The sequence below is a fragment of the Paenibacillus sp. 05T425 genome (assembly GCF_056396205.1).
Map to the genome: position 1 here is coordinate 125,365 of NZ_JBFTLA010000007.1, position 24,871 is coordinate 150,235.

21 protein-coding genes are annotated in these 24,871 nt (G+C 51.5%); 5 read left to right on the plus strand and 16 right to left on the minus strand.

Features of this window, described 5'->3' with window-relative positions; genetic code table 11:
* Positions 1–1,167: an ABC transporter permease gene (locus tag AC1DF0_RS17810; RefSeq protein WP_477574832.1), complete on the minus strand. Its 1,167-nt coding sequence runs from the start codon at positions 1,165–1,167 to the stop codon at positions 1–3.
* Positions 1,168–1,189: 22 nt separating this feature from the next.
* Complete coding sequence (locus AC1DF0_RS17815) at positions 1,190–2,575, minus strand: amidohydrolase family protein (RefSeq protein WP_477574833.1); 1,386 nt, start codon at positions 2,573–2,575, stop codon at positions 1,190–1,192.
* A gap of 313 nt (positions 2,576–2,888) precedes the next feature.
* Between AC1DF0_RS17815 and AC1DF0_RS17820 the strand changes: the two genes are divergently transcribed.
* Positions 2,889–3,347: an Lrp/AsnC family transcriptional regulator gene (locus tag AC1DF0_RS17820; RefSeq protein ID WP_442047964.1), complete on the plus strand. Its 459-nt coding sequence runs from the start codon at positions 2,889–2,891 to the stop codon at positions 3,345–3,347.
* Between the two features lie 58 nt (positions 3,348–3,405).
* Here AC1DF0_RS17820 and AC1DF0_RS17825 read toward each other — a convergent pair whose 3' ends face one another.
* The 9 genes from AC1DF0_RS17825 to AC1DF0_RS17865 all read right to left on the minus strand — a co-directional run bounded on the left by AC1DF0_RS17825 (position 3,406) and on the right by AC1DF0_RS17865 (position 15,571).
* On the minus strand, positions 3,406–4,674 hold the full coding sequence (locus AC1DF0_RS17825) for an extracellular solute-binding protein (RefSeq protein ID WP_477574834.1): 1,269 nt from the start codon (positions 4,672–4,674) through the stop codon (positions 3,406–3,408).
* Positions 4,675–4,700: 26 nt separating this feature from the next.
* On the minus strand, positions 4,701–6,224 hold the full coding sequence (locus AC1DF0_RS17830; protein WP_477574835.1) for a response regulator transcription factor: 1,524 nt from the start codon (positions 6,222–6,224) through the stop codon (positions 4,701–4,703).
* A gap of 20 nt (positions 6,225–6,244) precedes the next feature.
* Positions 6,245–8,017 carry a cache domain-containing sensor histidine kinase gene (locus AC1DF0_RS17835; RefSeq protein WP_477574836.1) on the minus strand — a complete coding sequence of 591 codons (1,773 nt, stop codon included), beginning with the start codon at positions 8,015–8,017 and terminating at the stop codon, positions 6,245–6,247.
* A gap of 114 nt (positions 8,018–8,131) precedes the next feature.
* The gene (locus AC1DF0_RS17840; protein WP_477574837.1) at positions 8,132–9,925 is read right to left on the minus strand and encodes a glycoside hydrolase family 66 protein; all 1,794 of its coding nucleotides are present in this window, start codon (positions 9,923–9,925) and stop codon (positions 8,132–8,134) included.
* 28 nt (positions 9,926–9,953) lie between these two features.
* The gene (locus AC1DF0_RS17845) at positions 9,954–10,787 is read right to left on the minus strand and encodes a carbohydrate ABC transporter permease (protein WP_477574838.1); all 834 of its coding nucleotides are present in this window, start codon (positions 10,785–10,787) and stop codon (positions 9,954–9,956) included.
* 23 nt (positions 10,788–10,810) lie between these two features.
* Positions 10,811–11,767: a carbohydrate ABC transporter permease gene (locus AC1DF0_RS17850; protein WP_477574839.1), complete on the minus strand. Its 957-nt coding sequence runs from the start codon at positions 11,765–11,767 to the stop codon at positions 10,811–10,813.
* A gap of 103 nt (positions 11,768–11,870) precedes the next feature.
* Positions 11,871–13,211 carry an extracellular solute-binding protein gene (locus AC1DF0_RS17855; protein WP_477574840.1) on the minus strand — a complete coding sequence of 447 codons (1,341 nt, stop codon included), beginning with the start codon at positions 13,209–13,211 and terminating at the stop codon, positions 11,871–11,873.
* Between the two features lie 565 nt (positions 13,212–13,776).
* Positions 13,777–14,514 carry a ThuA domain-containing protein gene (locus AC1DF0_RS17860; RefSeq protein WP_475819632.1) on the minus strand — a complete coding sequence of 246 codons (738 nt, stop codon included), beginning with the start codon at positions 14,512–14,514 and terminating at the stop codon, positions 13,777–13,779.
* Complete coding sequence (locus AC1DF0_RS17865; RefSeq protein ID WP_477574841.1) at positions 14,507–15,571, minus strand: Gfo/Idh/MocA family protein; 1,065 nt, start codon at positions 15,569–15,571, stop codon at positions 14,507–14,509. The genes AC1DF0_RS17860 and AC1DF0_RS17865 overlap by 8 nt, the downstream gene beginning before the upstream one ends.
* Positions 15,572–15,702: 131 nt before the next feature.
* On the opposite strand from AC1DF0_RS17865, the gene AC1DF0_RS17870 reads away from it, so the two are divergent.
* Positions 15,703–16,623: an AraC family transcriptional regulator gene (locus AC1DF0_RS17870; protein WP_442047974.1), complete on the plus strand. Its 921-nt coding sequence runs from the start codon at positions 15,703–15,705 to the stop codon at positions 16,621–16,623.
* Between the two features lie 5 nt (positions 16,624–16,628).
* Here the strand turns inward: AC1DF0_RS17870 and AC1DF0_RS17875 are convergent, their stop codons facing one another.
* A complete protein-coding gene (locus AC1DF0_RS17875) occupies positions 16,629–17,657 on the minus strand; it encodes a dienelactone hydrolase family protein (RefSeq protein WP_477574842.1) in 1,029 nt (342 codons plus the stop codon).
* A gap of 435 nt (positions 17,658–18,092) precedes the next feature.
* Between AC1DF0_RS17875 and AC1DF0_RS17880 the strand changes: the two genes are divergently transcribed.
* The gene (locus AC1DF0_RS17880; RefSeq protein WP_477574843.1) at positions 18,093–19,310 is read left to right on the plus strand and encodes an aspartate aminotransferase family protein; all 1,218 of its coding nucleotides are present in this window, start codon (positions 18,093–18,095) and stop codon (positions 19,308–19,310) included.
* Between the two features lie 74 nt (positions 19,311–19,384).
* On the opposite strand, the gene AC1DF0_RS17885 is transcribed toward AC1DF0_RS17880, so the two are convergent.
* The 3 genes from AC1DF0_RS17885 to AC1DF0_RS17895 form a co-directional block, all read right to left on the minus strand.
* On the minus strand, positions 19,385–20,725 hold the full coding sequence (locus AC1DF0_RS17885; RefSeq protein WP_442047977.1) for a multi antimicrobial extrusion protein MatE: 1,341 nt from the start codon (positions 20,723–20,725) through the stop codon (positions 19,385–19,387).
* Between the two features lie 69 nt (positions 20,726–20,794).
* The gene (locus tag AC1DF0_RS17890) at positions 20,795–21,427 is read right to left on the minus strand and encodes a ThuA domain-containing protein (RefSeq protein ID WP_442047978.1); all 633 of its coding nucleotides are present in this window, start codon (positions 21,425–21,427) and stop codon (positions 20,795–20,797) included.
* A 45-nt stretch (positions 21,428–21,472) separates the two neighbouring features.
* The gene (locus AC1DF0_RS17895) at positions 21,473–22,207 is read right to left on the minus strand and encodes an SDR family oxidoreductase (RefSeq protein ID WP_477574844.1); all 735 of its coding nucleotides are present in this window, start codon (positions 22,205–22,207) and stop codon (positions 21,473–21,475) included.
* A 124-nt stretch (positions 22,208–22,331) separates the two neighbouring features.
* Here AC1DF0_RS17895 and AC1DF0_RS17900 point away from each other — a divergent pair, with 124 nt between their 5' ends.
* Positions 22,332–22,538, plus strand: coding sequence for a hypothetical protein (locus tag AC1DF0_RS17900; protein WP_442047980.1), 207 nt, complete (start codon positions 22,332–22,334; stop codon positions 22,536–22,538).
* 62 nt (positions 22,539–22,600) lie between these two features.
* The gene (locus AC1DF0_RS17905; protein WP_477574845.1) at positions 22,601–23,239 is read left to right on the plus strand and encodes a hypothetical protein; all 639 of its coding nucleotides are present in this window, start codon (positions 22,601–22,603) and stop codon (positions 23,237–23,239) included.
* On the opposite strand, the gene AC1DF0_RS17910 is transcribed toward AC1DF0_RS17905, so the two are convergent.
* Entirely contained in the window at positions 23,222–24,871 is a 1,650-nt protein-coding gene (locus AC1DF0_RS17910) for a thiamine pyrophosphate-binding protein (protein WP_477574846.1), read from the minus strand. The genes AC1DF0_RS17905 and AC1DF0_RS17910 overlap by 18 nt on opposite strands.

Genomic DNA, 24,871 nt, shown 5'->3' on the forward strand with positions numbered 1-24,871 from the left:
CTAGTTCCCCTCCCCTTTCTTCAGACTGAACGCCGCTTGGGCTGTCGCTGAGCCATCTCCCCTGCGGGACAAGCTTGCCTTGCCAAGTTTAGTCATCCATGCCTCAATGAGCTTTCTCTTCACCCCGCCGAACCAATAACGATTGCAGACGACGAGGATAATAATCGTCGCTTGAATGACATAGACGAGCGAAGTGGATGTGCCCGTCAGCCGCTGCATTGCATTCGCCCCGCTGCGCAAACCGCCGAACAGAATGGCGGAGCCTATATTGCCAAGCGGATGCGCGCCGCCGACGAGCGCTACCGCAATGCCGTCGTAGCCAAAGCCGGGCGAGAAGTTCTGGAACAGCCGATTCTGCACGCCAGCGATCTCCGCGTAACCGCCGACTCCGGCAATCGCGCCGCTCATCATCATGACGAGAAGCACATTGCGATTAACCGGGATGCCCATTACCTTCGTCGCTTGCTTATTGAAGCCGACTGATCGAATCTCGTACCCCCACACCGTGCGGTTCAATATAAAATAAAGGACAACCGCGATGACGACTGCCAATATAAAGCCGTAATGCAGCCGCGAATCGAACAGCTTGCCAAGCAGCGCCGTATCCGGCAGTCTAGCGGACTGCGGGAGAGAACCTCCTTGCTCCTTGAGCGGTCCGGTTACCATAAAGCTGACTAGATAAATCGCCATGTAGTTGAGCATGATCGTATTAATAATCTCGCTCGCCCCTCTGCCGATCTTGAGCGCGCCAGCGATGCCCGACCATAGGGCGCCGCCTACAGCTCCCGCAGCAATGCAAAGCGGCAGATGGGCGATAGCGGGCAGTCCTGGAATATACAAGGCGGCAATCGTCCCTGTCAGCGCGCCGATGTAGATCTGCCCTTCCGCGCCGATATTGAACAAGCCGCAGCGGTAAGCGAAGGTGTAGCATAAGCCCGCGAACAGAAGCGGCGTCGCCTTGACGAGCGTCTCCCTCAGGCTGTTCATGTCGCCCACAGCCCCGTCCCATATAAGACGATAAGCCTCAAAGGGCGACACGCCTGCGATTAGCATAACGAGTCCGCCAGCAAGCAAAGCGACGATAACAGCTCCGGCATAGAAGCCGACCTCTACGATGATCTTCAACCATTTCTCAATCGCTTCTTTTTTATGCCCAGTCTCACTCACTTGGTCCAGCCTCCCGCCTTCATTATCCCTTGCTGCTGAATACGGGATATTCCGTCCCCAGCCTGCGTCTGAGCAGATCCACTCTCGCTTGCGCTCTGCGAATGATTTCATCCTCGTCCACTAACACGCACTTACCGCGATCTACGACCAGCTCCCCGTTAACGAAAACCGAGTCTACGTCATTGCCGTTCGCATTATAAACGATCGCCGAGCTTACGCGATGAATCGGAGCGATGTGCGCCTTCTGCAAATCGATGATGACGACATCCGCTTTTTTGCCAGCCTCCAGACTGCCGAGATCATGTTCTCTGCCTACCGCCTTCGCTCCGTTTCTCGTCCCCATCTGCAGCACCTGCATAGGCGGCAGCAGCGTCGAATCGAGCTGATCGACTTTATGAAGACACGCCGTGAACTTAAGTACTTCTAAGTTATCCTGGCAATTGTTGCTGCCTGGGCCGTCCGTTCCGAGCGCAACGTTAATGCCTCTGTCCAGCATCTCGGGGACTCGGGCTACGCCGGAAGCCAAATACATATTGGATACGGGACAGTGGATGACGGTCGCTTCGTTCTGTTGAATTAAATCAAGCTCTGCATCGCTCAGCCATATGCCATGGACGACCTGCGTTTGCTTGCCTAGCAATCCGACAGCTTCAACGAGCTCGAGATTCCGAAGTCCGAAGCGCTCCAGCGTATTGTCGATCTGATCCTTCGTCTCTGCGACATGGATATGAGTAATCAGACCGTTACGTTCGCTGTACTTGGCCGATTTCTTCAAGAACTCTTCCGAACAGCCGTACAAATTAAGCGGCCCCATTGCGATACCGATTCTTCCGTTCGCGGCGCCCTGCCAACGATCGAGCAGCGCATCCGTATTCGCGAATATCTCGTCAATGGACTCTCTGAGCTTCGGCTCATAGCTAAGATCTACCCCGCCGCGCGCCATTTGTCCTCGAATGCCGGACTGTTCCATCGCCAGCAGCACGGCGTTGTCGTTACCGGGGTGAGTGTGTACGTAATGATGCTCCATAATGTAGGTAGCACCGGATTTCAAATTCTCGATACAGCCGATCATTGCCGCCAAGTAGAAGTCCTCTTCTTCCATCGCGATGGACGCCGGCCATATAATTTGGCGAAGCCACTGCGCTAAGGGCAGGTCGTCCGATACGCCGCGCATGAACGTTTGAAACAAATGCGTATGCCCGTTCACAAGACCGGGTATAATCGCTTTGCCGGATGCATCAATGACGTTGTCTGCTTCACTAAGCAGTGCATCCTTCGAACCGTCGGGAGGCCATTCCCCAACCTCCTGAATCCGATCGTCTACGATATAGACGTAGCCGCTCTCAATCACCTCTGATGAATCATTCATCGTCATGACTGTACCGTTACGAATTAAATGTCGCTTCATGCACTTCACACCCTTATGTTAGTTATTCGTAATCATAGTTGAGCTATTCGTAACCAAAACGACAGATTCACGTTTACTTATGTAATCTTTTATGACATCATTATATTTGCGACATTCAGGGTCGTCAATCACTTTTGTAAACCGATATCGGTCAAAATAGTCAACTAATTCAGTATCTATAGACCATTTTGGTTACTAATGGTATATTAAACACAATCAATTCGTAACTTTGCAATCCTATAGCTAACACAAAAGTAACGTAAGGTTTCATAACGCTACATTTACAAAAATTCGATTCAGGAGTGGATTTAATATGTTATTACCTCACATGGACGAGACCGACCAAGAAATTATTCGATTGCTTCATGACAACGGAAGGATGTCCTACGCCAAGATCGGCGAGCACCTTAATCTTTCGAGGGTAGCCATTCAGAAGAGGGTCGATTCGCTCGTCGACAGCGGCATTATCGAAAACTTCACCATCCGGCTTAACACGACAAGACTCGGGCAGGCGATCTCCGCTTTCTTCGAGGTTGCCGTAGAGCCAAGATTCGTGGAGCAGGCCGGCGCTATCTTGTCGGAGGAGCCGGAGGTCATCAGCATCTACCAAATGACCGGCCCAAGCTCTCTGCATATGCATGCGTTGTTGAAGGATGAAGAGGCATTGGAGCATTTTTTGTTCAAAAAAATATACGCCCTCGAAGGGATTGTCAACGTCAACACGCATATGGTCATCAGACGTTTCAAGCAAGGTACCGGCCTCGAGCTATAGCGCGAACAGCAAAGGCGGCACAAGGAATCAGTCCTTGTGCCGCCTTTGCTGCGATACCTTATTCCAGCCATTTATCAATCTGCTCGGCCGCTTCCGTTAACCCCTCCCGGGCGGACAGCTCTCCTTGGAAAATCCTTATCATATAATCCAAATAGATCTCTTCGATCTTGCCCCAATGCTTGACCGGCGGACGGAGAAACGTCTGATCGAGCGCCTTCGTGAACGGCGGGATGAATGAGTCGTCCTGCGCTTTGATTACCTTCGCTTTCATATTAGTTGGTATGAGCCCCGTCTTCGACATCGCGATCTGCGAATCCTCCCGCACCATCCATTTCATGAATGCCCATGCTTGGGCCGGGTACTCCGCTCCCTGCATGATGACCAAATCCTCGCCTCCTAGTATCGAAGCAGGGCCATAATCTGGCGAGAAAGGGACAGCGACGGTGGAATCAATGGCCCGTTTCAACTCATCCCCCTCGAAGATGCTATAAAACCACGGCCCTTCATCCGTTACCAAAATGCGCCCCGTCTTCACGCCCTCCCAGTTATCCGCGCCGCCGCTAATGATGTTGCGGTCGATTAGCTGCTCGTTATACAGCGAGACAAGCTGCTCAACCGCATGAATCGTCTTATCGCTGTTCAAGTACCCCGAAGCCTTCTTATAATCGTCGCTCGTCATGATACCGCCTAACGCATAAATGTAGGGAAGACTCTTCCACGCGTCGAGCCCGCCGATGCCGATCTTGAATCGATGCTTCTTCGCAAGCTCGATGACTTCCGCGAAACTCGCAGGCGGATCGGTAAGGCCTGCCTCCTTGAGCAGCGCGCGATTATAGATGGCGACCTTCGTATTCATATTGACCGGCAGCGAGTAATGCTGGCCTTCATAATAACCCGCCGATCCCGTATTGCTCTGGAGCGCGGACATCACCTCGTCATAGTCGGGATTGTCGCCGAGCGGAAGCAGCAGCCCGCTCTGAGAGAACTCCGGTACCCATGCAATATCCATCCGAACAACATCCGGCGCGCGGTCGGAGGATGCCTTGGATATAAGCGTATACTTCAGCTCATTATCATTCGCTTGACGAACGGGATGAACGCGCACATCCGGGTGGACCTTCTCGAAGGCCGGAATCAATTGGTCCTCCAGTATTTGCGTCTCCGCATCGCTATACGTATGCCAAAACTCGATTTCATACACTTTATTATCGTTCAGACTCGCCACGCTGCTCTTATCCGTTATGATCGACTGTTGCCCGCAGCCGGAAGCAAAGAGCAGCAACGTTGCGAGCACTAGCATCTTTATTCGTTTTTGATTAACGGCCATTTCGCTCTCTCCCGTCGCCATTTTGCTTATTGCTGGTGCTTGTCGCGATATTCCACCGGCGTCATCCCCGTCATTTTCTTGAACAGCTTGCTAAAATATTTGACATCGTTGAAGCCCGACCGCTCGGCAACCTCATAAATCTTAATCTCATTCTCCGTAAGCAGCCGCTTCGCTTCATGAAGCCGAAGATCGATCACATAATCAATAAAATTATGGCCGGACTGCTTCTTGAACAGATTCGACAAATAGCTTTTGCTTACATGAATGGAATCCGCGACGTCCTGCAGCGTCAATTCCTCGCGATAATGGAGCTTAATATATTCCATCGCCTTCGCAATTAATTGCGCGCCATGCCCTTTGTCCGTAAGCTTCAGCCGATTAGGCGACTCCATCTCCTCCGACAAGCTGTGAATAGCGGCCTCAAGCTGCCCCAGCGTTTCACATCGCCTGACAAGCTCACGGAAGTCGAAGGACATCTTGGAATCGCCGTTCTTGTAAGATAAAGCCGTCAACAGCTCATACGCTTCTCTTCTCACTTGCTCCGGCAATGGCTTCTCTGTTCTCCAACGCTCGATAAAGGTGTCAATAGCAGCCTGGGCCGTAGAGTCAGAACGAAGATTAGGCTGCGTTAACGTCTTCTCCTCGCCATCTTCCCATTCATACACACCCCCTACGCCGTCATAAAACCGTCGCATGGCAGCAGTACGGCTTCTTTCCATGCCGGTTTTCAGCCATTCCGTATCCGCAGCTGCGTTATAGCCGATCGTAACGGATATCGAAAGCTCGTTAGCCACTAGCGATTGAAAACGAGCAAGCAAAGTCTTCTCTTCTCCTACTTTCGGTGACCGCTCGGGATAAACGAGCAGCAAACCTTCCCCGCTCATAATCGGTGCGCAGCCTATCTCCGACCAATCGTAAAACAACGTCTGAATATCCTCATACATCATGCTCAAATGCAAATTCCCATACGTCTCTTGCCATTCCGTCAATCCGTCGGCAGTTACATAGGCACATGTATACGTACCGCCGTTCATGCCGAATAAATCGCCAAAGCGCAAGCCGGGATTGCCGGAAAAGAGTGATCGAATGACGTCCTGCTCCAGCCGTTTGCGATCCAGCAGCGCAGTCTGTTTGAGAAGTTGCTGATGCTCCACGACCTGCTTGCGGCCACGAGCAATCAGGTCCTTGCATCTTTGCAATACAGCTATCAGCTCCTCGGCCTCCAGCGTCGGCTTAAGCAAATAATCGATCGCCCCTTGCTTCATCCCTTCGCGTACGTATTCGAATTCATTATAGCTGCTGATGAGAATGATTTTGATCGACGGATTAATGGCAAGCGCTTGCCGAGTAAGCTCCAAGCCATCCATGACCGGCATCTTGATATCGGTAACGAGAATATCGATCGGCTTCTCGCGAAGCACGGCGAGCGCTTCCTTGCCGTTCGCGCAATCGCCTTCTAGAATAAGCCCCAGCCCGCCCCAATCGATGAAGCTCTTCAGGCCATTGCGAATAATCGGCTCATCGTCCACGATTAGCACATGATCAAACATCTTCTTCCCCCCTCTTGCCGCTAATTCTGAAATCTAAGTATAATATGGATCGTTGATCCAACATTCGGTTCGCTCATGATGGAGAGGGATGAAGCCGGTCCGTAATACAGCCTCAGCGAATCATGAATATGCCGCAAGCCGATGCCGAGTTGCTCCATGCCTCCATGCCGGGCATTCATTAGCTTCAGTTGCTCGCCTTCTATCCCAGCTCCATTATCCTTCACAACGATATGCACTTCGCGATATCGACCATAGACTTCAACCGTTATGTTTCCACCCCGATTGAGCGGGACGAAGCCGTGGAATACGGCATTTTCGATGAGCGGCTGCAGCAGCATTCGCGGGATTCGAATCCCATTTTGCTCCGGCTCAATCTGAATATCCAGCTCGTACTTATGTTCATAACGCATCTCGAGAATGACCAAATATTTCTGAATAATCTCCAGTTCTTCCTCGATCGTAATCATTTGTCCGTCCTTGCCCATATTCGCCTGCAGCAGCCGAGTAAGTGCTGCCAGTCCTTGATCGGCCCGCTCCCGCTCTCCCGAACGAATAAGCCAGCGCAACGTGCTTAATGTGTTATATAGAAAATGAGGATGTATCCGATACGTTACCGCTCGCACCTCAGCCTCCAGCTTCTCCTTCTGCTCGGTTTCAACGCGTTCCATCAACTGTTCGATCTCATCGAGCATCTTGTTGAAATGCTTGCTCATTAGCCCGATCTCGTCGGACGTCTTGACCTCCGTCCGCACCGTCAGATCACCCTGCTGCACGCGCCGCATCTCGAGCGTCAATTGCTTAATTGGCTTTGTCACCTTCTTGGCAATCAATAGCCCGATAAGGACGGCCATAAGCGCGAAACACGCCGATGTAATCAGAATGCGCGTATGCAGCTTATCGAGCGCGCCCGTAATCTCCACGGTCGGCACCGTACCGACAAGCATCCAACCGTTGCTCAGCATTTGCTTGACGCCATAATACGGAACGCCATTATTGTCATATTCGAATTCGACCTCGTCATTGCCGACAATAAGCTCATGAAGATCACGCTCAGCTACCGGCTTGCCGATTCGCGTCAGATCGGTGTCAATCATGACAACTCCCTCCGAATCGACGACCGTATAACGCCCCGTTTCGCCGAGCTTCACTTGACCAATCGTGTTGACTGCCGATCTGCCGTTCATGTTGACTACAAGCAGCCCAATCTGTTTCAGCGTATCGAAATCCTTTAGGACACGGCTTACCGGCAGCACCAGCTCCGTGTTCTCGCCGCCCCCGCTAAAGAGATCCCTGCGAAGCGGCTGCCAGACAAGCTTGCCGTCTTCCTGCTTCGATTTCTTCACCCAGTCCAGCTCGGCCAGCTCAGCCTTCTTCAGCTTCGACGTGGAGAAAGTGCCGCTACCCCAGCCAACGCCGCTATCCTTCAATATATAAACGATTTTGACAAAGGAGCTGGAGTAGGCAATATTTCGAAGCAGCGTATTCGTCGATTTCGACATCTCTACTTGCTCATTCAACGGGCTCGTCGCGTAATGCATAGCCGTATGCTGAACCTGCAAGTCGCTATAGATCAAATCCGATGTGTCGCTGCCCGCATTGATCATGGTTGATAGCGCGTCCGCGGTCTGTTTCGTCAACTGCACCGTGGAAGCCCTTACGTTTTTTTTGACAAGCGCGGTAGATTCCAAGTAAAAAGAGAATCCCGACAACGTAGTAGGGATCAATATAATGAACAAAAAGGCGATAATGACCTTGGAAGCATATCGGTTTCTGATTCGTTCAAAGCGCAGCATACGTAAGTCCACCCTTACTATTCGAGATAAGTCTAGTTTACCTCATTCGCCATTGTTTAAAAGAGAAAAAACCAAAGCGTTTCGGGCTTTCCCGCCATCGCTTTGGCAATTCTTTTATTGCTTGTAGCTCACCGTCACCATATCCCAATACTTCAGGCCCGGAAGCTTGAATGTTGCGACGCCGTCCTTCTGCTCGAACGACAGCTCGACCGCTGATCCGTTGTAATAATCGGGCGAAGCGAACTGAATGCTCGCAACCTCTTTCCCTGTGGGGAGGGCAATCCGGACGTCCTTAAGCTCTCTAGGAATGGCCTGCTTGCCTTCATTATCGCGCCATTCCAGCGTCGTCGCATCGGTGAAATTAATGAAGTGGACGATATCGTTATCACCCTTTTTCTTAGTGAATGACCATACCTTATTAAGCTCGGGAGCAGTTGACAGCTGGGCATCGTCTAGCCCTTCCGCCTCTAGCTCAGAATCTTCAACACCGTCGCGAAGAACATTTTGATAGGCGACCATAAAATCATAGTAACGAACAAGCTGCTCCTCCAGCTCGCCCGGAATACTCAAGTTAAGGTTCGGAAAATATTCCTTCGCCAGCATGTTCTCGCCCAGCTCCAGATGCGAGCCCCCCGCCGCGAAAATAACGGCGTCGGTAAGCAGAACACCAGGCGTATTGAATTGTCCCGCCGAATTAGCCAGATCATAGTTCATGTAAGCAGCCAGCACCGTATTCAGCTTGCCCTTGCCGTACTTGTTGTTCTGATCGATGATGTCCTTCAAGTTCATATACTTCGGATGCGCGTCCCATACCTCCGTGTACAGAAACTCTAACGGTGCCTGCGCAGCAAGGAAAGCTTGCCCGTATTGGCCGACCGCGTTCATGACGTAATCGGTATTCAGCTTCTCCTTAGCCGCCTTCAGGAAGGAAACGTACCCTTCGGCGAGCTTGGCCGATTCGCCCTTGCCATTCCATAGCGCACCGCGGTCGCCGAGCTGATCCACATGCCAACCGTCAAAACTAAGCTGCTTGAATACTTCGATTTCCTTCTCTATTAGATAGTTCTGCCATTCCGGGTTAGCGGGATCATAGAGCATAATATCGCTAGCCCAGCTATCCGGCAGCGGATGTTTATCTTGATTCGTCTGCGTCGGATCGCGGAATAGACCCCATTCCCGCTTCACTCCATCGGCTTCCGCGCCTTCGTATGCGCCGAACAGCAAGTTGTAGTTCATCGCCATCATGTTCCGTTCATGGGCAAGATCGATATAACCTTTAACGGTATCGAAAGCAACGGGACGATTCGCGATATCCAGCCACTCGGCGGCCGGCTCGTTCCCGTTCATTTGGAGCGGCTCGTGATGCTTGTATTGCCAGTCGTAGAACTGGATGCCGTTAATATGGAATCGGTTCAAGCGCTCGATAACGGCCTTCTGTTCATCCGCAGACATCGCATGGAAATCAGCCAAGTAGCCGTAACGCGGGAACTTGCTCCAATCTGCGGAGACGTCAACCGCGACGTTAAAATGATCCACAGCCTTGCCCTTCTCTGTGAGAAATACTTCGGCCATGTAGCCCTTGCCATCCTCCTTCGGAGGCGTCCAACTCCAAGCGGCTTGCTTGCCGTCCAGCTTCACTTCCTGCCTGCCGACCTGTTCGCCGAGATGGCGATATTGAACGATGATCTTCGAACCGGACCGGTCTTCCTTCAGATCAAGCGTGAATTGTACCTTGTCGCCAGGACGATATGCAGCCTTATCCGTAGAAAGCTTCGTCATGAAGCTTTGGCTCTGTACGGTTTCGGCGTTCAGCTTCAGCTCGCTGCTGCAGCCCGCCGCGGACATCGCAGCAACGCAGCCGACGAGCAGCAACGATAATGATTTTATTTTCATAAGTTTCAATTTCATTCTTGATCTCCTGTTCTTATCGATGGCATTAACCTTTCACGCCGCCTTCGTTAAATCCGCCCTGCACGAACCGTTTCTGGAAAATGATATAGAGCAGCACGGTCGGAATGAGCGCAATAATCGAAGCCGCGAATACCCATGAGTAATTCGTCGCGTATTTGTCGTTGAACATGAGGAGCGCGATCGGCAGCGTGCGCATCGCTTCATCCTTAATAATGACCAGAGCTGTGAAATATTCCTCCCATGTGCCCTGGAACGAGAGAACGGCGAGCGTCGCGATGGCCGGCATCGACTGCGGCAAATAAATATTCCAGAAAATCCGCCAGTTGCCCCCGCCGTCGATGAGCACCGATTCCTCGTATTCCTTCGGTATGCTTTKGAAGAAGCCGCGCAAGAAAAACGTGCTACCGACGACCCCGCCGCCGATGTAGATGAGCCATAACCCCCAATACGTGTTGATCAGATGAAGCGATTTGATGATCAGGAACTGCGGGATAATATTGATGACGCCCGGAATCATCATCGTCAGCAGAAACGTGCGAAACAGAAACTCTTTGCCGGGAAACGTAAACCTCGCGAAGCCATATGCCGTCAAGCAGCCGAGGAACAGACTGCCGACCATCGATACGATCGTCACAAGCGAGCTGTTCAGAAAATAACGCGCGAAATTATTTCTGCTCCACACCAGCTTGTAATTGTATAAGTCCGGAACGACCGAGAACACTTCTTTCGGCCGCGGCAGCGAATAGGCGCCCTTGATGAAGCTCGTCATTATCATATAGACGAAGGGAAACAGGAAGGCCAAAGCACCTAAAATGATAATTGCGTAAACGAGCAGCTGAATATGCCAATTTGTCTTCATTGCTATCCCTCCCTAGCGTTATTTTACAAAAAACGCTGATTGCCGAATTTTTTCATCTGGGTATACGTCAGCAGGAAGACGGCGATCCCCATCATGACGGCTACCGCGGATGCATAACCGAAGTTGAAGTTTTTGAACGCTTGCATATACATTAAGCTCGGCAGCGTCTGGGTTTGATCCATCGGCCCGCCCCTCGTAATAAAGTACACCTGCGGGAAAAAGTTGAATGCGCCGTTGATCAAGTTGATCACGACAAACGCCGTTACCGGTCCTAGCATAGGGACGGTTATGCTCCAGAACTGCTTCGTGCCGTTTGCCCCGTCGATAGCGGCAGCCTCGTAATACTCTTTCGAAATCCCCTGCAACGCTGCCAAATAAATGACGACGCCCCAGCCGACCGTCTTCCAAATGTGGAACAGCCAGATGACGATCATCGCCGACCAATAGTTGGAGAGAAAATTGATCGGCTCATTAAAGATGCCGAGCTGCTTATAGAAAATGTAGTTAACCAAGCCGTATTCGCCGCCCGCGAACAGGAATCGGAACAGGAACGCAACGACGATCCATGAAGTAATAATAGGCAAGTAGTAGACCGTCCGGAAGACGATTTTTTGCTTCACAAAATGAAGGTTGATCAGTACGGCGAACACGATCGCGAGCAGCCAGTTGATCGGTACGGTCACCGCGACGTTCAGAAACGTATTGCGGATCGCCATTAACACTTTGTTGTTCGGATCAGTGAAGGCCGATACGTAGTTGTCGAACCCGACATACGGATTTTCCGCGTTCGGCATGATGCTGTAGTCTTGGAAGCTGATGAGGATGTTCCGAATCATCGGGTAGATGACGAACACAGCCGTGCCAACGACGCCCAGAAAGATGAACGGCAGCACCAGCATCCATTGCTTCAATCCTTTTTTGATCCGCAAGCTAGCAGGGATATGCCCGGATATCGGCTGACCCGTCACTGGAGTAGACATAGGGAAACTCCTTCCTTCTCGCTCAATTGGGAGGCCTTCTTCTCTCCGCCTGGGATGAAGAAGAAGGCCTCAGTGATTGAGAATGCGTAAGTTAGTTGATTGCTTATTTGGTGAGAATCGCTTCGATGTTTTTCGCTGCTTCGTCCAGCGCTGTCTTGGCATCAAGCTCGCCGCGGACTGCTTTCTCGAACGCCAGGTTTATGATCGATTCCATCTCGCCGTATTGCGGAATCGGCGTGCGCGGCAGCGCTGTCTCAAGCTGCTTCACGTATTCGGCAACAAATGGGGTCTCGAGGAATGACGGATCGTTAGCTGCTGTTTTGTTCGTTGGAATGAGGCCAAGCTTGCTCATAATCTTCTGCGGCTCTTCGCCGAGCATCCACTTCGCGAACGTCCATGCTTCCTGCGGGTTTTTCGAATTCGCGAAGATAACGAGATCCTCGCCTCCTACGACGGAGCGGCTGCCGCCGTCGCCGGCTGGTATCAATGCGCGAACCGTTTGCTCGAGCGGCTTGAACGCCGATTCCGCTTCGTTCATAAGAATGCTGTAGAACCAAGGTCCGTCGTCGATCATCATGTAATCATTGTTTTTCATGCCGTCCCATGCGCCCGGTTCGCCGCCGAGAATCGTCGGCGTAACGAGTCCATCCTTGTTCCATTGCACGATCGTCTCCAGCGCCTTCACGCTGGCAGGGCTGTTCAAGAAACCATCAACCTTCGTGTAATCCTCGTTCGTCAGCGTGCCGCCGAGACTCCAGAAGTAAGGCGATGCCGCCCACACGTTGGCGCCGCCGATGGTGATGCCGCCCGGCTTGCCTTTGGATACCGCAAGCTTCGCCGCAGCGACCAGCTCATCGATAGTCGCCGGTGCTTGCGCTACGCCGATTTCATCCAAAATCGCTTTGTTGTATATCGCGATTTTTGTATTCGTATTCAGAGGCACGCCATAGTAGCCGCCGTTATATGCGTTCGTTTGCATCGGCCCTTCGAATAGGTTGACTTTCAGATCCTCGAACCCGTCCATTTGGCTAATATCCTGCAACGCGCCCATCTTCGCGAATTCCGGTACCCAGATAATGTCCATCCGCATCAGGTCGGGAGCCGCGTCGCCCGCTACGCCGGCAATAACCTGCTCCTTCAATCCTTCATACGGCATGCGCGTCAGCTTCAACTCGATGTTCGGATACTGCTTCTCGAACAGCGGCTTGATTTCTTCCGTAAGCACCTTCTCTTCCTGGTCGCTGTACGTGTGCCAATATTCGATTGTTACTTTTTTGCCGTCCGTTTGCGGCTTGTTCCCGCTTTCATTTGTCGGCTTGTTGTTGCCCCCGGTGTCGGCCGGCGTGTTGTTCACATTGTTTCCGCTGTTGCCGCTGCAAGCCGTAATCGTGAATGCCGTTACCGCTGCCAGAACCACGAAGAAAATCTTTTTGTACCTTTTCATTGTGTAAGACCCTCCCTCTCATATGTGCGTTGCTTCCTCATTATGAGTTGAAAGGCGGTTTCAAGAAACCGTTTACATTGTGCTTATGGTGTCGGATATTACTCATGTTTCTTAAACGAGTTATGGAGCGAAATAAAGTGGTGTCTTATATTTCTGTGTTTGTAGAAATATAAGACACCATGAGATGGAGGCTGCGCTGGTCTGTTGGTATAGGTTCGATCAATTAGCTGGAAAAACTCCAGTTAATTCTTCGTGAGTAACCGTTTTGAATGTAATAACTGGAATTTCTCCTTCTAATTAAGCCATTCTCCTCCTCTAGTGGGGATTAGTTCGATATTAAAGGGAGTAACTCCAGTTATTTCAATCAACGACGCCTAGATTGACAATTTAACGGGAGGTTTTCCCGTTAATTTCCGAATGGCAGAGCTCTGCAAGCAATCGCATAGTCAACAAGACAAGTCGCTTCTAAGGAAGCATTTCTACACGGCTATGGCTATGGATAACCTTTAGAAAAAATACAGGGCGTTCCCGTCTGAGACGGGAACGCCCTTCCTCTGTATAAACCTTAGTCCGCCTTACCGATCGGCTCGATCGGAGCGACGCGTCCATATGCGACGCTCGCGCCTTTAACTGGCGCAGCCCATCGAACGCCATTGCCGATGACCTGCAGGATCTCCGGCTGGTGATAGATCGGGAACGTTTCATGCCCCGGGCGGAAGTAGAACAGCTTGCCCTTGCCTCTGCGGTAGCAGCAGCCGCTGCGGAACACTTCTCCGCCTTCGAACCAAGAGATAAACACAAGCTCGTCCGGTGCCGGAATTTCGAAGCGCTCGCCGTACATTTCTTCCTTAGGAATCTCGATATACTGGTCGAGACCTTCCGCAATCGGATGACCATGCTCGATTACCCATATCCGTTCCTTCTCGCCATCGTCGCGCCACTTCAGCGCGCCCGTTTTCGTGCCGAGCAGCGATTCGAATATTTTCGAGCCATGGCCCGAATGAAGGACGATCAGCCCCATGCCGTCCAGCACTTTATCGCGAACCTTCGCCACGATGTCGTCCCTTACTTCTCCATGCGCCAGATGCCCCCACCAGATAAGCACATCCGTATTCGCCAGCACCTCGTCCGTTAAGCCATGATCGGGATCATCCAGCACGGCGGTCCGCACTTCAACACCCGCTTGCGTTTTCAAATACCCGCCAATAGCATTATGAATACCTTCAGGGTATATGCTTGCCACATGCTCGTTCACGCGCTCATGCCGATATTCATTCCATACGGTTACTTTTATATTAGCCATGATTAGCTGCCTCCACGGGTGTGATTGATACCCATTTTTCTTCGGTGAACGATTGAATAATGCGATCGATTGTTAATTGGTTGATGAATCCGTCTTGTATGGTCGCATCTAAGCCGTCGCCTTTACCCAGCAATAAATCAAAAAAAGATTGCATCTGGCCGACACGGCAATCGTCGGGAATATCCACGGAACGGAACTGCTGCTCATCGCCAAACTTCACTTGAAGCGTATCCTCTTCTTCGAGGTTATACAAAAGCGCGCCCTTCGTCCCGTACACTTCCACCTGCTGATAATTGCCCCGTCCGTACGCGAACCGCGAAATGCTCATCGAGGAGGAAGCTCCGCTCTCGAAACGAGCCAGCACATGGCAGAAATCATCGACATCAACGGCACCCTTACCTTCCGCTCCAATCCGATTACGCTCCTTCACGATCGTGCCTGCATCGGCTATAACACGTACCGTTTCCCCGACAAGAAAACGATGGAGGTCAAGAATATGCGAGCCTAAGTCACCGAGCGCCCCCGAGCCTGACAAGTCTTTGCGGAATCGCCATACGAGCGGAATGTCTTCGTTCAGCCCCCAGCTTTGCAAGTATTGACTGTATACATGGTGGACGAATCCAAGCTCGCCCTTCTCAATTAATTGTTTCGCATAGCGAACGGCCGCTTTATACCGATAGGAGAAACACACCATATGCGGTACAGGGTTTTGAATTAGAGCATCCCGCAGCGTAATCGCTTCCTGTTCATTGAGCGCGATTGGCTTCTCTAGCGCAAAAGGTTTGCCAACTTGAATACAGTCGTATGCTGCATCAAAGTGGTTGCTGTTCGGCGTTCCGATCGTCACCGCATCGAGCTCGATATCTCGGAGCATCAGCTTATGGTCGGTATAGCGGCGCTCCTCCGGAATATTCAACTGCTCTCCCCTTGAAGCAAGCGCTTCTTCATTAACGTCGCAAATCGACCATAGCTCCGCATCCTCGCTTGCCTGTATGCCCTCGATATGAAAGTTAGCAATCCCGCCTAGTCCAATAACGCCAATCTTTAACTTCTTCACTCGTTATCCCCCGTTTCAATGTCGGCTGCGAATACAACCCCAGTATAGATTGTGATAGAATGAACGGGAATGTAAGATACAGACTCTTTTTGTACAAAACCGACTTTTGAAGTTATGACGGAGGTGTTCGCTTGCTTGCGATCAATATCGAAATCGTGCCAAGAATTCGTCTGGTAGGCTTCATATCGTATAAGAGCCCTTGGCTTCACTTCAAACGGATTACGGACGAATACGTCCTCTATTTCATCAAGAGCGGCGAGCTGCATATGAAGGAGAATGGCCATTCCTTCGTGCTGCGGAAAGGCGATATATACGTGCTTGAACCGAATATGGAGCATGAAGGCACGGAACATGATCTATGCGATTATTATTATATTCACTTCGAGCATGGGGACATTAGAACGCTTCAGGTGGAGGATATGAAGGCGCTGGCTCAATATTTTATCGCTCATCACGATCAGTCGCCGTTTCTAGAGGGAAAACCTGTCCATCCGCTTGTGTCCGAATATGACTGCTGCTTTCCAAAAAGCCATGCGATTACGGACAAAGCAAGGTTCCGCAAGGCGCTTCTCGCTATGAACGACATGCTGCAGCTGTATAGGCGCAAGCATTACAACCACAGCTTGACCGCTCTGCGGTTCACGGAGCTGCTGATCGAGCTGTCGCGGGACAACTTCATGGACGAGCTGCAAAGAAATGACCGTTACCCTGCCAAATCGATTGGCAAGGTGAACGGTCTGCTCGATTATATCCATCAGAACTACCCGCACAAAATAACGAGTCATCAAATCGAATCGGCCTTCGAGGGCAACTATGATTATTTGAATCGTTGCTTCAAAGCGATGACGGGGCAAACGATTACCCAATACGTCAATCAAGTACGAATCAAGCATGCGAAGGAGCTCATCGAGACAACCGACCTTACTTTTGGCGAGATCGGCTATTTAACTGGTTTGAACGATCCCTATTACTTCAGCAAAGTGTTCAAGAAACATGTCGGTATGCCCCCGAATCAGTATGCAAAGCGAATCATAGAGGAGAAGAAGACATAGGAGCATTATTTGGAGAGTGTGTCCCTCAGCCAGTCGTATGCAAACCTTCCGCTTATTTCGTGAACGCCAGGGAAAACGTCTTGCGCCAGCTTGTCTGCCGCACCCTCCCTATCGTAGATTGCCTCAATTCGAGCGGCCGCCTTATGGAATCCGGCAACAGGGAAGATCGGATCCTTCTCTCCCGATTCCAGAAACAACGGACGCGGCGCAATTAAGCCGATCAGTTCCGGCAGCTCCGCATGCTCGAGCAGACCCGGTGTGTAGTTGTCGATGCAATGTTGCACAGCGAATATACTGTCTTTAATCGTATTCGTGAAGCCCGTTAGCACCGCGGCGCTGATCCTCTCTTCCAAAGCAGCACACACATAGGCGATTAGACCGCCTCCCGAGAAGCCCATGACGCCAACCCGATCTTCATCCACTTCTCGGCGCGAGGCAACATAACGAAACGCATGAAGCGCTTCTGCGACACGTAGTCCGGTAAGCGTCTTGCCGAGCATCATAAGCTGCGTCGACAGACGATAGCAAGAGTTCGGCGCTTCCGGATTCGCAGCCAAATCGGCAAGCAGCCTGCGTTCACCGAAGCCGATCACGTCAGGTGCGATAACGATCATCCCGCGCTTCACAAGCTGAACCGCGAAATGCTGGTGTATGCCGGGTATGCCTTCATCCTGCGTTCCATCCTTCAGCAGGCCGACGATTTCGCGGCTTCCGTAACCATGACCATGCAGCGCCAGAACACCAGGCAGAGGACCTCTCGCCTCCTTCGGAATGAGGACATACGCGGCATAAGAAACGCCCGGCGTCGCCGACAGCTCCACTCGCTCGCGAATATAACCGTCGCATTCGACGCGCTCCAGCAGATGCGGCTCATGCTCCTCATTACGCTCGAACTCGCCGATTGTCTTACGAAGCGTCTGCTTCAGTTTCTCTTTTCGCTGCGTCCAAGTCTCCCCAGCAGCTTGCATCTTATGCTTGTTCACCGCATCCTCATACAACCGATCAAGAAGCGCATCCCCGTTCCACGTATTCATCTCTCGTTCATCCTCCCTGCTCATTTATGGTTAAGTTGATCATAACATGATAGCGCTGTCATAAATAGCGAATGAGAGGCATCCCTCCCCGTCCCGTCAGATGATAGCTGCATGATGGCTGCCTATGTAGGAAGCTACTGAAGCCGTTAAAGTGGATTTTGTCCAATGAACTAGAGGGTTACAGCAATTCTGTTACTTTTGAGTGGATTTTATACAGCCTAATCCGTCTATCTAGCTCGCATCCGCCTAAATGGACTCATTAGCCTGTACCAGATCCATTCAAACTTATATTTTGGAGTAGTTCGCCTCATTTGAATGGACGAAATCCAGTCTAAAATCCAACCACGCTCGTTAAGAATTACTTCACGAACTATTGCATATAAATACGGTGTAATGTATATTTATACAATAATCTGAATAAGCGGGTGAATATTTATGATTCAAACAGAAACAGCTGTAACAACACAGACAACCGGCTTGCTGGCCGAAGCCGATAAATCGATACTTTTTACGACCAAACGTCCTTCTATTGTAATGGAACGCGGAGAAGGCATGTTTATGTGGGATACAGAAGGCAAGCGTTACCTTGATTTTATTGCAGGATGGGCCGTTAATGCGCTTGGCCACTCGCCGGCGGTGCTTCGGGAGGCGCTTGCCGAGCAGTCGGGAACGCTTGTGCATGCAAGCCCTGCATACTACAACAAGCCGATGATTCAATTCGCTGAGCTGCTAACGCATATTAGCGGCATGGATAAAGCGTTCTTCGCGAGCAGCGGGTCTGAGGCTAACGAAAGCGCCATTAAGCTGGCAAGAAAGCATGGCGCTAAGAAGATGAACGGCGCTTATGAGATCATTACCGTTAAGAACGGCTTCCATGGACGTACGCTTGCTATGATGTCGGCAACTGGCAAGCCAGAATGGGAGACGTTATTCGCTCCGAAGGTAGACGGCTTCAAGCATGTGCCAATCAACGATTTGGATGCCTGCTTCGCCGCCGTCAATAACAATACATGCGCGATTATGCTCGAGCTCATTCAAGGCGAAGGCGGCGTTAACGTCGTCGATGAAGCTTACTTGTATGGACTGCGCAAGATCTGCGATATGTACGGCATGCCGCTTATCATCGACGAGATACAGACCGGACTTGGCAGAACCGGCAAGCTGTTCGCCTTTGAGCATTACGGGATTAAGCCCGATATTTTGACGCTGGGCAAAGCAATCGGCGGAGGCTTCCCGTTGTCGGCGATGCTGACTACCGACAAATACGATATTTTCGAGCAAGGCAATCAAGGCGGCACCTACACCGGAGCGCCGTTGTCGATGGCTGCGGGATACGCGGTCGTAAAAGAAATTGTCGAGAGTAACCTGTCTCGCAATGCCGAGCTTCAAGGGCAGTACTTGAAGGTCAAGCTAAGCGGCCTATCGCTTGACCTGCCGATCTCGAACATTCGCGGCAAAGGGCTATTGCTCGCCTTCGACGTCCCAGAAGGACTGGGGCCGAAGCTTGCTGCTGCTTGCCAAGATGCAGGCTTGCTCATCAATGCGCCCAAGCCCTCTGCTATCCGGCTAATGCCGCCGCTTATTGTGGCGCAGGAGCACAGCGATCTTATGATCGATATTTTGCGCCGCGAAATGAGCAGCCTCCTCGCATAACCCGGCCACATAGAAGGGGCGTCGATCATTGGATCGACGCCCCTTTATTATGTGCTAAATGACATAGCGACCTATCAGACTGCCGCTCTTGCTGCAGCAGGAACGGGTTCATCCGTTTTAATAAATCGCAGCGCCAATGCAACGAATATGAGCTCCGCCATCATGCCGAGCGACTGCGCCCAAGCTCCGATTGCCCCGTTCCATTCGGGAGCAAGCCAGGTACAAACGATAAGCGTGATGATCGTGAAAGTTAGATTCGAGATTTGGGAGCCGATAATAAGTTTCGTCTGTCTGCGTACGAATACGAGTCCATTCAGGACATCAAGCCAAGGCATCACGAGCGCGAAGAGCACGAAGCTTTGCAATACCCGAATGCTTTCTGCCTGCAATCGGCCGTGTACGCCGATAACATGCTCCAGCAAAAAAACGCCTAAATCCGTAAAGGCTATGAGCCCCATTAACAGTGCGGGCACGAAACCTAGCATTAGCGTAAATCGACGAACCGCACCGGGATCGATAGGATAGAAATTGATTACGATTTGATGAAAATAGCTAAAAAAACTGCTGAGCAGCATAACGAGACTGGCTGCGATCGCAAAGGAAGAAATGGCCAGCTCGGCATTCCACGTTTTGCCCAGCATCGCATTAATCGCCGGACCGATCCACACCGAAATAAGGGAAGAGAACAATAACGGCCGGTAAAAAGAGAAAACATGACTTTTGGTCTTAGTGGTATGATCCTCCAGCTTGTCCGGCATTTTGCGTACGAGCAAACGCCCCTCCATGAAGCTGACCGCCGCTTCGATCATCATGCCGAATAAGAAGATGTACGCTCCGACAACGCCGCTGTGCACCCCGGTATGGATAAAATACAGCGAGAGCATATACATACCGGCGAGTCGGACTGCCATGCCGATCGTCAGCCACTTGGTGCGCAAATTATAAATGATAACGCCCTGGTAAAAACAGCGAATCCCCGAAAATATACTTACGAACATAAGCACCTGATAGACCCGAAGAACATCGTCCACACTGTCCTCACCGACTCCGAATACGTCTTTAAATATGAATGTCCCGAGCGGTGTATAGCTGATCAACAGCCCCATTATCATAATGCTGGCAAACACAAGCTGTGCGACGGTAAGCGTCGACGTATAGGAGCGTTTATCCCGAACCAGTGTAGAGCAGGTCTGACGGAGCAGAACGGCCGGCCTTTCCGTAATTGCAAGCAGGCTCATCGCGACCGCATAACTGGCGATTATCCGCTCGGGGTCAGCAGCTCTGCTTAATGTACTATTAATAATTACGTGCGAAATGGTGACCAAACTTGCCGAAATGCCTAATGGCAGAAAAAAAGACCATAATTTCATCATGCTTATGGCTTGCTGCTTCGTCTGTAACATAGGCTCGCTCATATGCAGGCTCCTTCTTGCTGTTGGTCTGTTATCGTCTTAGCTTAACGACTAGGTGCTTGCCGCTTCCCGTTAACGAGCCGCCCACATCGCCGCGCTCGCAATGAGGCCGCGATACGGAAGGTTCGCGAACGACGGCGCATGATGGCCCGGCATCAAATAGGCAACGCGGCCAAGTCCGTGCTTATGCGCCCATGCTGCCGGATACAATTCTCCGTCCATCTCATAGGTCATGAGCAACTCTGTCTCGATGAAAGAGTCCATCTCGAACATATACGGCTCTTCATCCATCTCGAACGGCTCAGCTCCTGTCCATATTTCATGACTGTTGTCCGCGTAACGGAACTTCAGCCGCTGATATTCCGGATGTCCGAGAAACTTAGCGCCAATCAACTGGCGCAGCTCATGCCGATTCTGCACCGATATGCCGTTATGAATGACGAGCAAGCCGCCTCCTTGCACCACGAAAGCGACAAGTCCGGCAACTTGCGCATCGGTCAGCTTCTCCTCCCAGCAATCGGCATACGAGACGCATAGATCGTATTGGCCAATCGAAGCAGAGTGTAATCGGTCATAGTCATCGGTTGCTTCCAGGACGAAGCGATCGCCCAGAATCGCCTGCAGTTCCTTCTCTATCGCATGAAGCGGATGATACGGCGCGCGCTCATTGTCGCCAAACACCATTGCTCGAATCTTATCGCTCATCACTAATCCCCTTTCTATTCCTTCCAATCTCGTTCCTATTATAAACTACCAGTTCATAGCCGTGCCGTTATAATCGACATATTCGCATTCCGCTTGCGACTGAGGCTGCGCCAGCTTCTCTTCGACGACGCGTGTAATGGAAGCAGCGGATTGCTCTGGTGTCAGCTCTGCATTCGCGTCCAGCTTGCCCTGCATATACGTCTGCACCCAGCCCGGATGCATGGCGAGTACGCGGCCGCCCAAAGGCTTGAAGCCGTTATGCACGAGCTTCGACTGCATATTAAGCGCCGCTTTGGACATGCAATACGCATACCAGCTATCGCGATGGCAGTTGCTTATGCTGCCCGCTTCCGACGATATGTTCACGATCATCTTCGTCTCGCCTTTCAGAAGAAGCGGCATGAAGGACTGACTCATCCGCAAGCTTCCGAGCGTATTGACGTTGAACACGCCCATCATCTCCGCGTAGTTCAGCTCATCGGTAATTTTCGCCTGAATATCGCCTAGAATCGACGCATTATTGAACAGCAGGTCCAACTGACCTGCGCGGTCTGCCACATAGCTTACCGCCTGGGCAACACTTTCATCACGCGACACATCAAGCTGCACAATATGCAGCTGCTCGCCGTATTGCTGCTGCAGCTCAGACAGCCCTTGCGTCCCCTCCGCGTATTGGCCGGCGAATACCGTATAACCTTTGCCGAGCCATACCGATGCCAGCGCCAGTCCGACACCGCGATCCGCTCCTGATACAAATACGGTTTTTGTTGTTTTCGTCATATCGAATACACTCCTCTAGTTGAATGACGGGACGAAGCTTTGTTGAAAGGTCGAATGTTGGATAAGCCGCCCCGCATACGCTTATATGATTGATTAGAGCCCGATAGCCGGAGGTTGTATCACGTTGAAAAAGCGAACCCCACCTACGAAAGAATTTACCGTCTACGTCGTTCCCGCCTGGAAATGGAGAGAATTTATCGCCTTCGAGCTGATCGGCGGATTCGCCTTTTATTTAGTATGCAAAAAAACGGCAAACTCCGAGCTGTTCGGAATAGCCGCTAACATTGCCGGTCCTCAAATGCTCCGGTATATGACGAGCTTGTACCGGTAATCTTTCTCTATGAGACATCACTGCCATCCCTTATAATATGACATAGATGGGAGGCATGCACAATGATGACGAAGTCGGAACAAATGGACAAGCTGCTTGAGACCTATGAATCCGGTGCTAGCGGCGCAGTCATTATCGCGGTCGTAAGGCAAGTGTTTGCTATACAGCTAGAATTGATGCCCTTTCTTGCTGCTGACACTGACACTGACACTGACACTGACACTGAAACTGGAGCCTATAAAAGCTCGCCTAGCGCCGCTTTTGAAGCTTATATCGAAAGCTCCGACCGAAAGACGGCTTCCGGCGTGGACATTCGCCGGTGGATTAATCAACTTTTCGGAATTAATCTGGATGCATTATCTGCGCTGGAGGGTAAACAAATTTCGATGTTTTCGAAAGGCCGGTGGATGATCCAAAGCAGCGACGATCTGTTCGCCGTACATACCGGAGCTCATGATGTGGACGTTMAAATCTCTGCGACAGTCCGCTACGTCGAGCTTGCCGGTTCTTCTGAGCCGCCGCCGGCTTTAATTACAGATCTATCCCGGTTGGGCTACGAGTATGATTCCCAATCGATCTGCTTCCGCTATGCCGATCCTGAGGGCAAAGCTGTTCCCGACTCGTTCAAGGGACACACGATTAAAGCGCTTTTGGACGCGATACGCGAGTTCAACAGACGAGGCTTATTTGCCGAAGGATGATAGAAACTTGACCCGGTCACCCATTGGCGGCGTACCGTTATCCTTTAACGCGACTTCCAATATAGCCGGTCCGTTCGAGTTCAGAAGCCCGTTCACGGCATCTTGGTCCAGATCGTTCATATCGTTAATGCGGTAGCTCGGAATTTGCATCGCCGCACCCATCCGGGATATATCGATCGGCTCCTGCTCGAAGGATGGGTGCGTTCGCTTGAACTGCAGCGAATGTCCATGATAGACCATGCCGAGACGCGCGTTGTTCATGACGATGAACAAGATCGGCAAGCCAAGCTCCTTGGCCGTCAATATTTCCATGCCATGCATGAAGAAACAGCCATCCCCCGTTATGCAAGCGACGGGCCGGTCAGGCTCGGCCAACTTGGAGCCGATCGCCGCTCCGATCCCGCTTCCCATTGCTCCGAAATGGACATTGATATCGAACGAATCCTCCTCCAGCACCTTCATATGGTGAATGACATAAGACATGAACTCGCCAATATCTACCGTATACCTCATATCAGCCGGCAGGCTGCTCTGAATATGGCGCAGCACATTTTGTGTGTTATATACTTCGTCCGTAGTAACTGGCGTCTCCTGCTTAATCGCCTTACGTTGACCGCTGGCGCTAACCCCAGACAATCCTAGCGATTTCAACTCATCGATTAACATGAGCAAGCTTAAGCGGATATCGCCCAACACGGGAAGATCGATCGCGTATTTCCGATTGAACACCGTCTGGTCGAAATCGAGCTGAATCGTGAACCGGCCATTCGTCAAGCTTGCGTTATAATTGTTCGTGGCGGTCTCGCCTAAGCTCGAGCCGACGATGAGCAGCGCGCCGCCTGCTCCTTCGGTAACTAGATTCGAGGCGGTCTCATGACCGGCAAAACCGAATACGCCCCAGTGGAGCGGATGCTGCTCCGTAATATAACCCTTCGCCTGCGGCGTCGTCATAATCGGCCAGTTCAGCATTTCAGCCAGCTCGATCAGCAGATCGACAGAGCCGCGGACGCCTTGTCCGACCAGTATGCAGCCGTCCTTCGTATTCAGCAGCGCTCCGGCCGCCTTCTCGATGACATCCAGTTTCGGAACCATCGGCCTCCTAGGAGGAAGGAGGGGAATGTCGGGTTCTCCCACTTTCGCATGCTGAACGTCAATCGGTATCGCGACATGAACCGGCCCCGGCACCCCCGATATCGCAATTTGGCACGCTTTAACCACTTCCGAGAGTAACTCGCCCGCTTCCTTGACGATAACGCTGTGCTTCGTCACGGTACGAAATATCGGAGCTGCGTCCAGCTCCTGCGAGGCGTTCAGGCCCATCGTGCTCACGGGAACTGCACCGGTGATGAACAACACCGGCAAATGCTCGCGCATCGCGCTGGCGGCACCGGTAATGAGGTTCGTTCCGCCCGGACCGCTGCAGCCAATGCTCACGCTAAGACCGCCGGAATACTTCGCGTAGGAAGCCGCCATATACGATGCGGCTCCTTCATGCTTCGTGACGACCGGTTCGATTTCCGGCATTTCGTATAGCTCGTCGAAGAAGGCGTTAACCGATCCCGCCGGGATACCAAAAATATGCTTTACGCCGTTTGCCTTCAATAACTCCAATACTGCTCTTGCCGCTCTCAT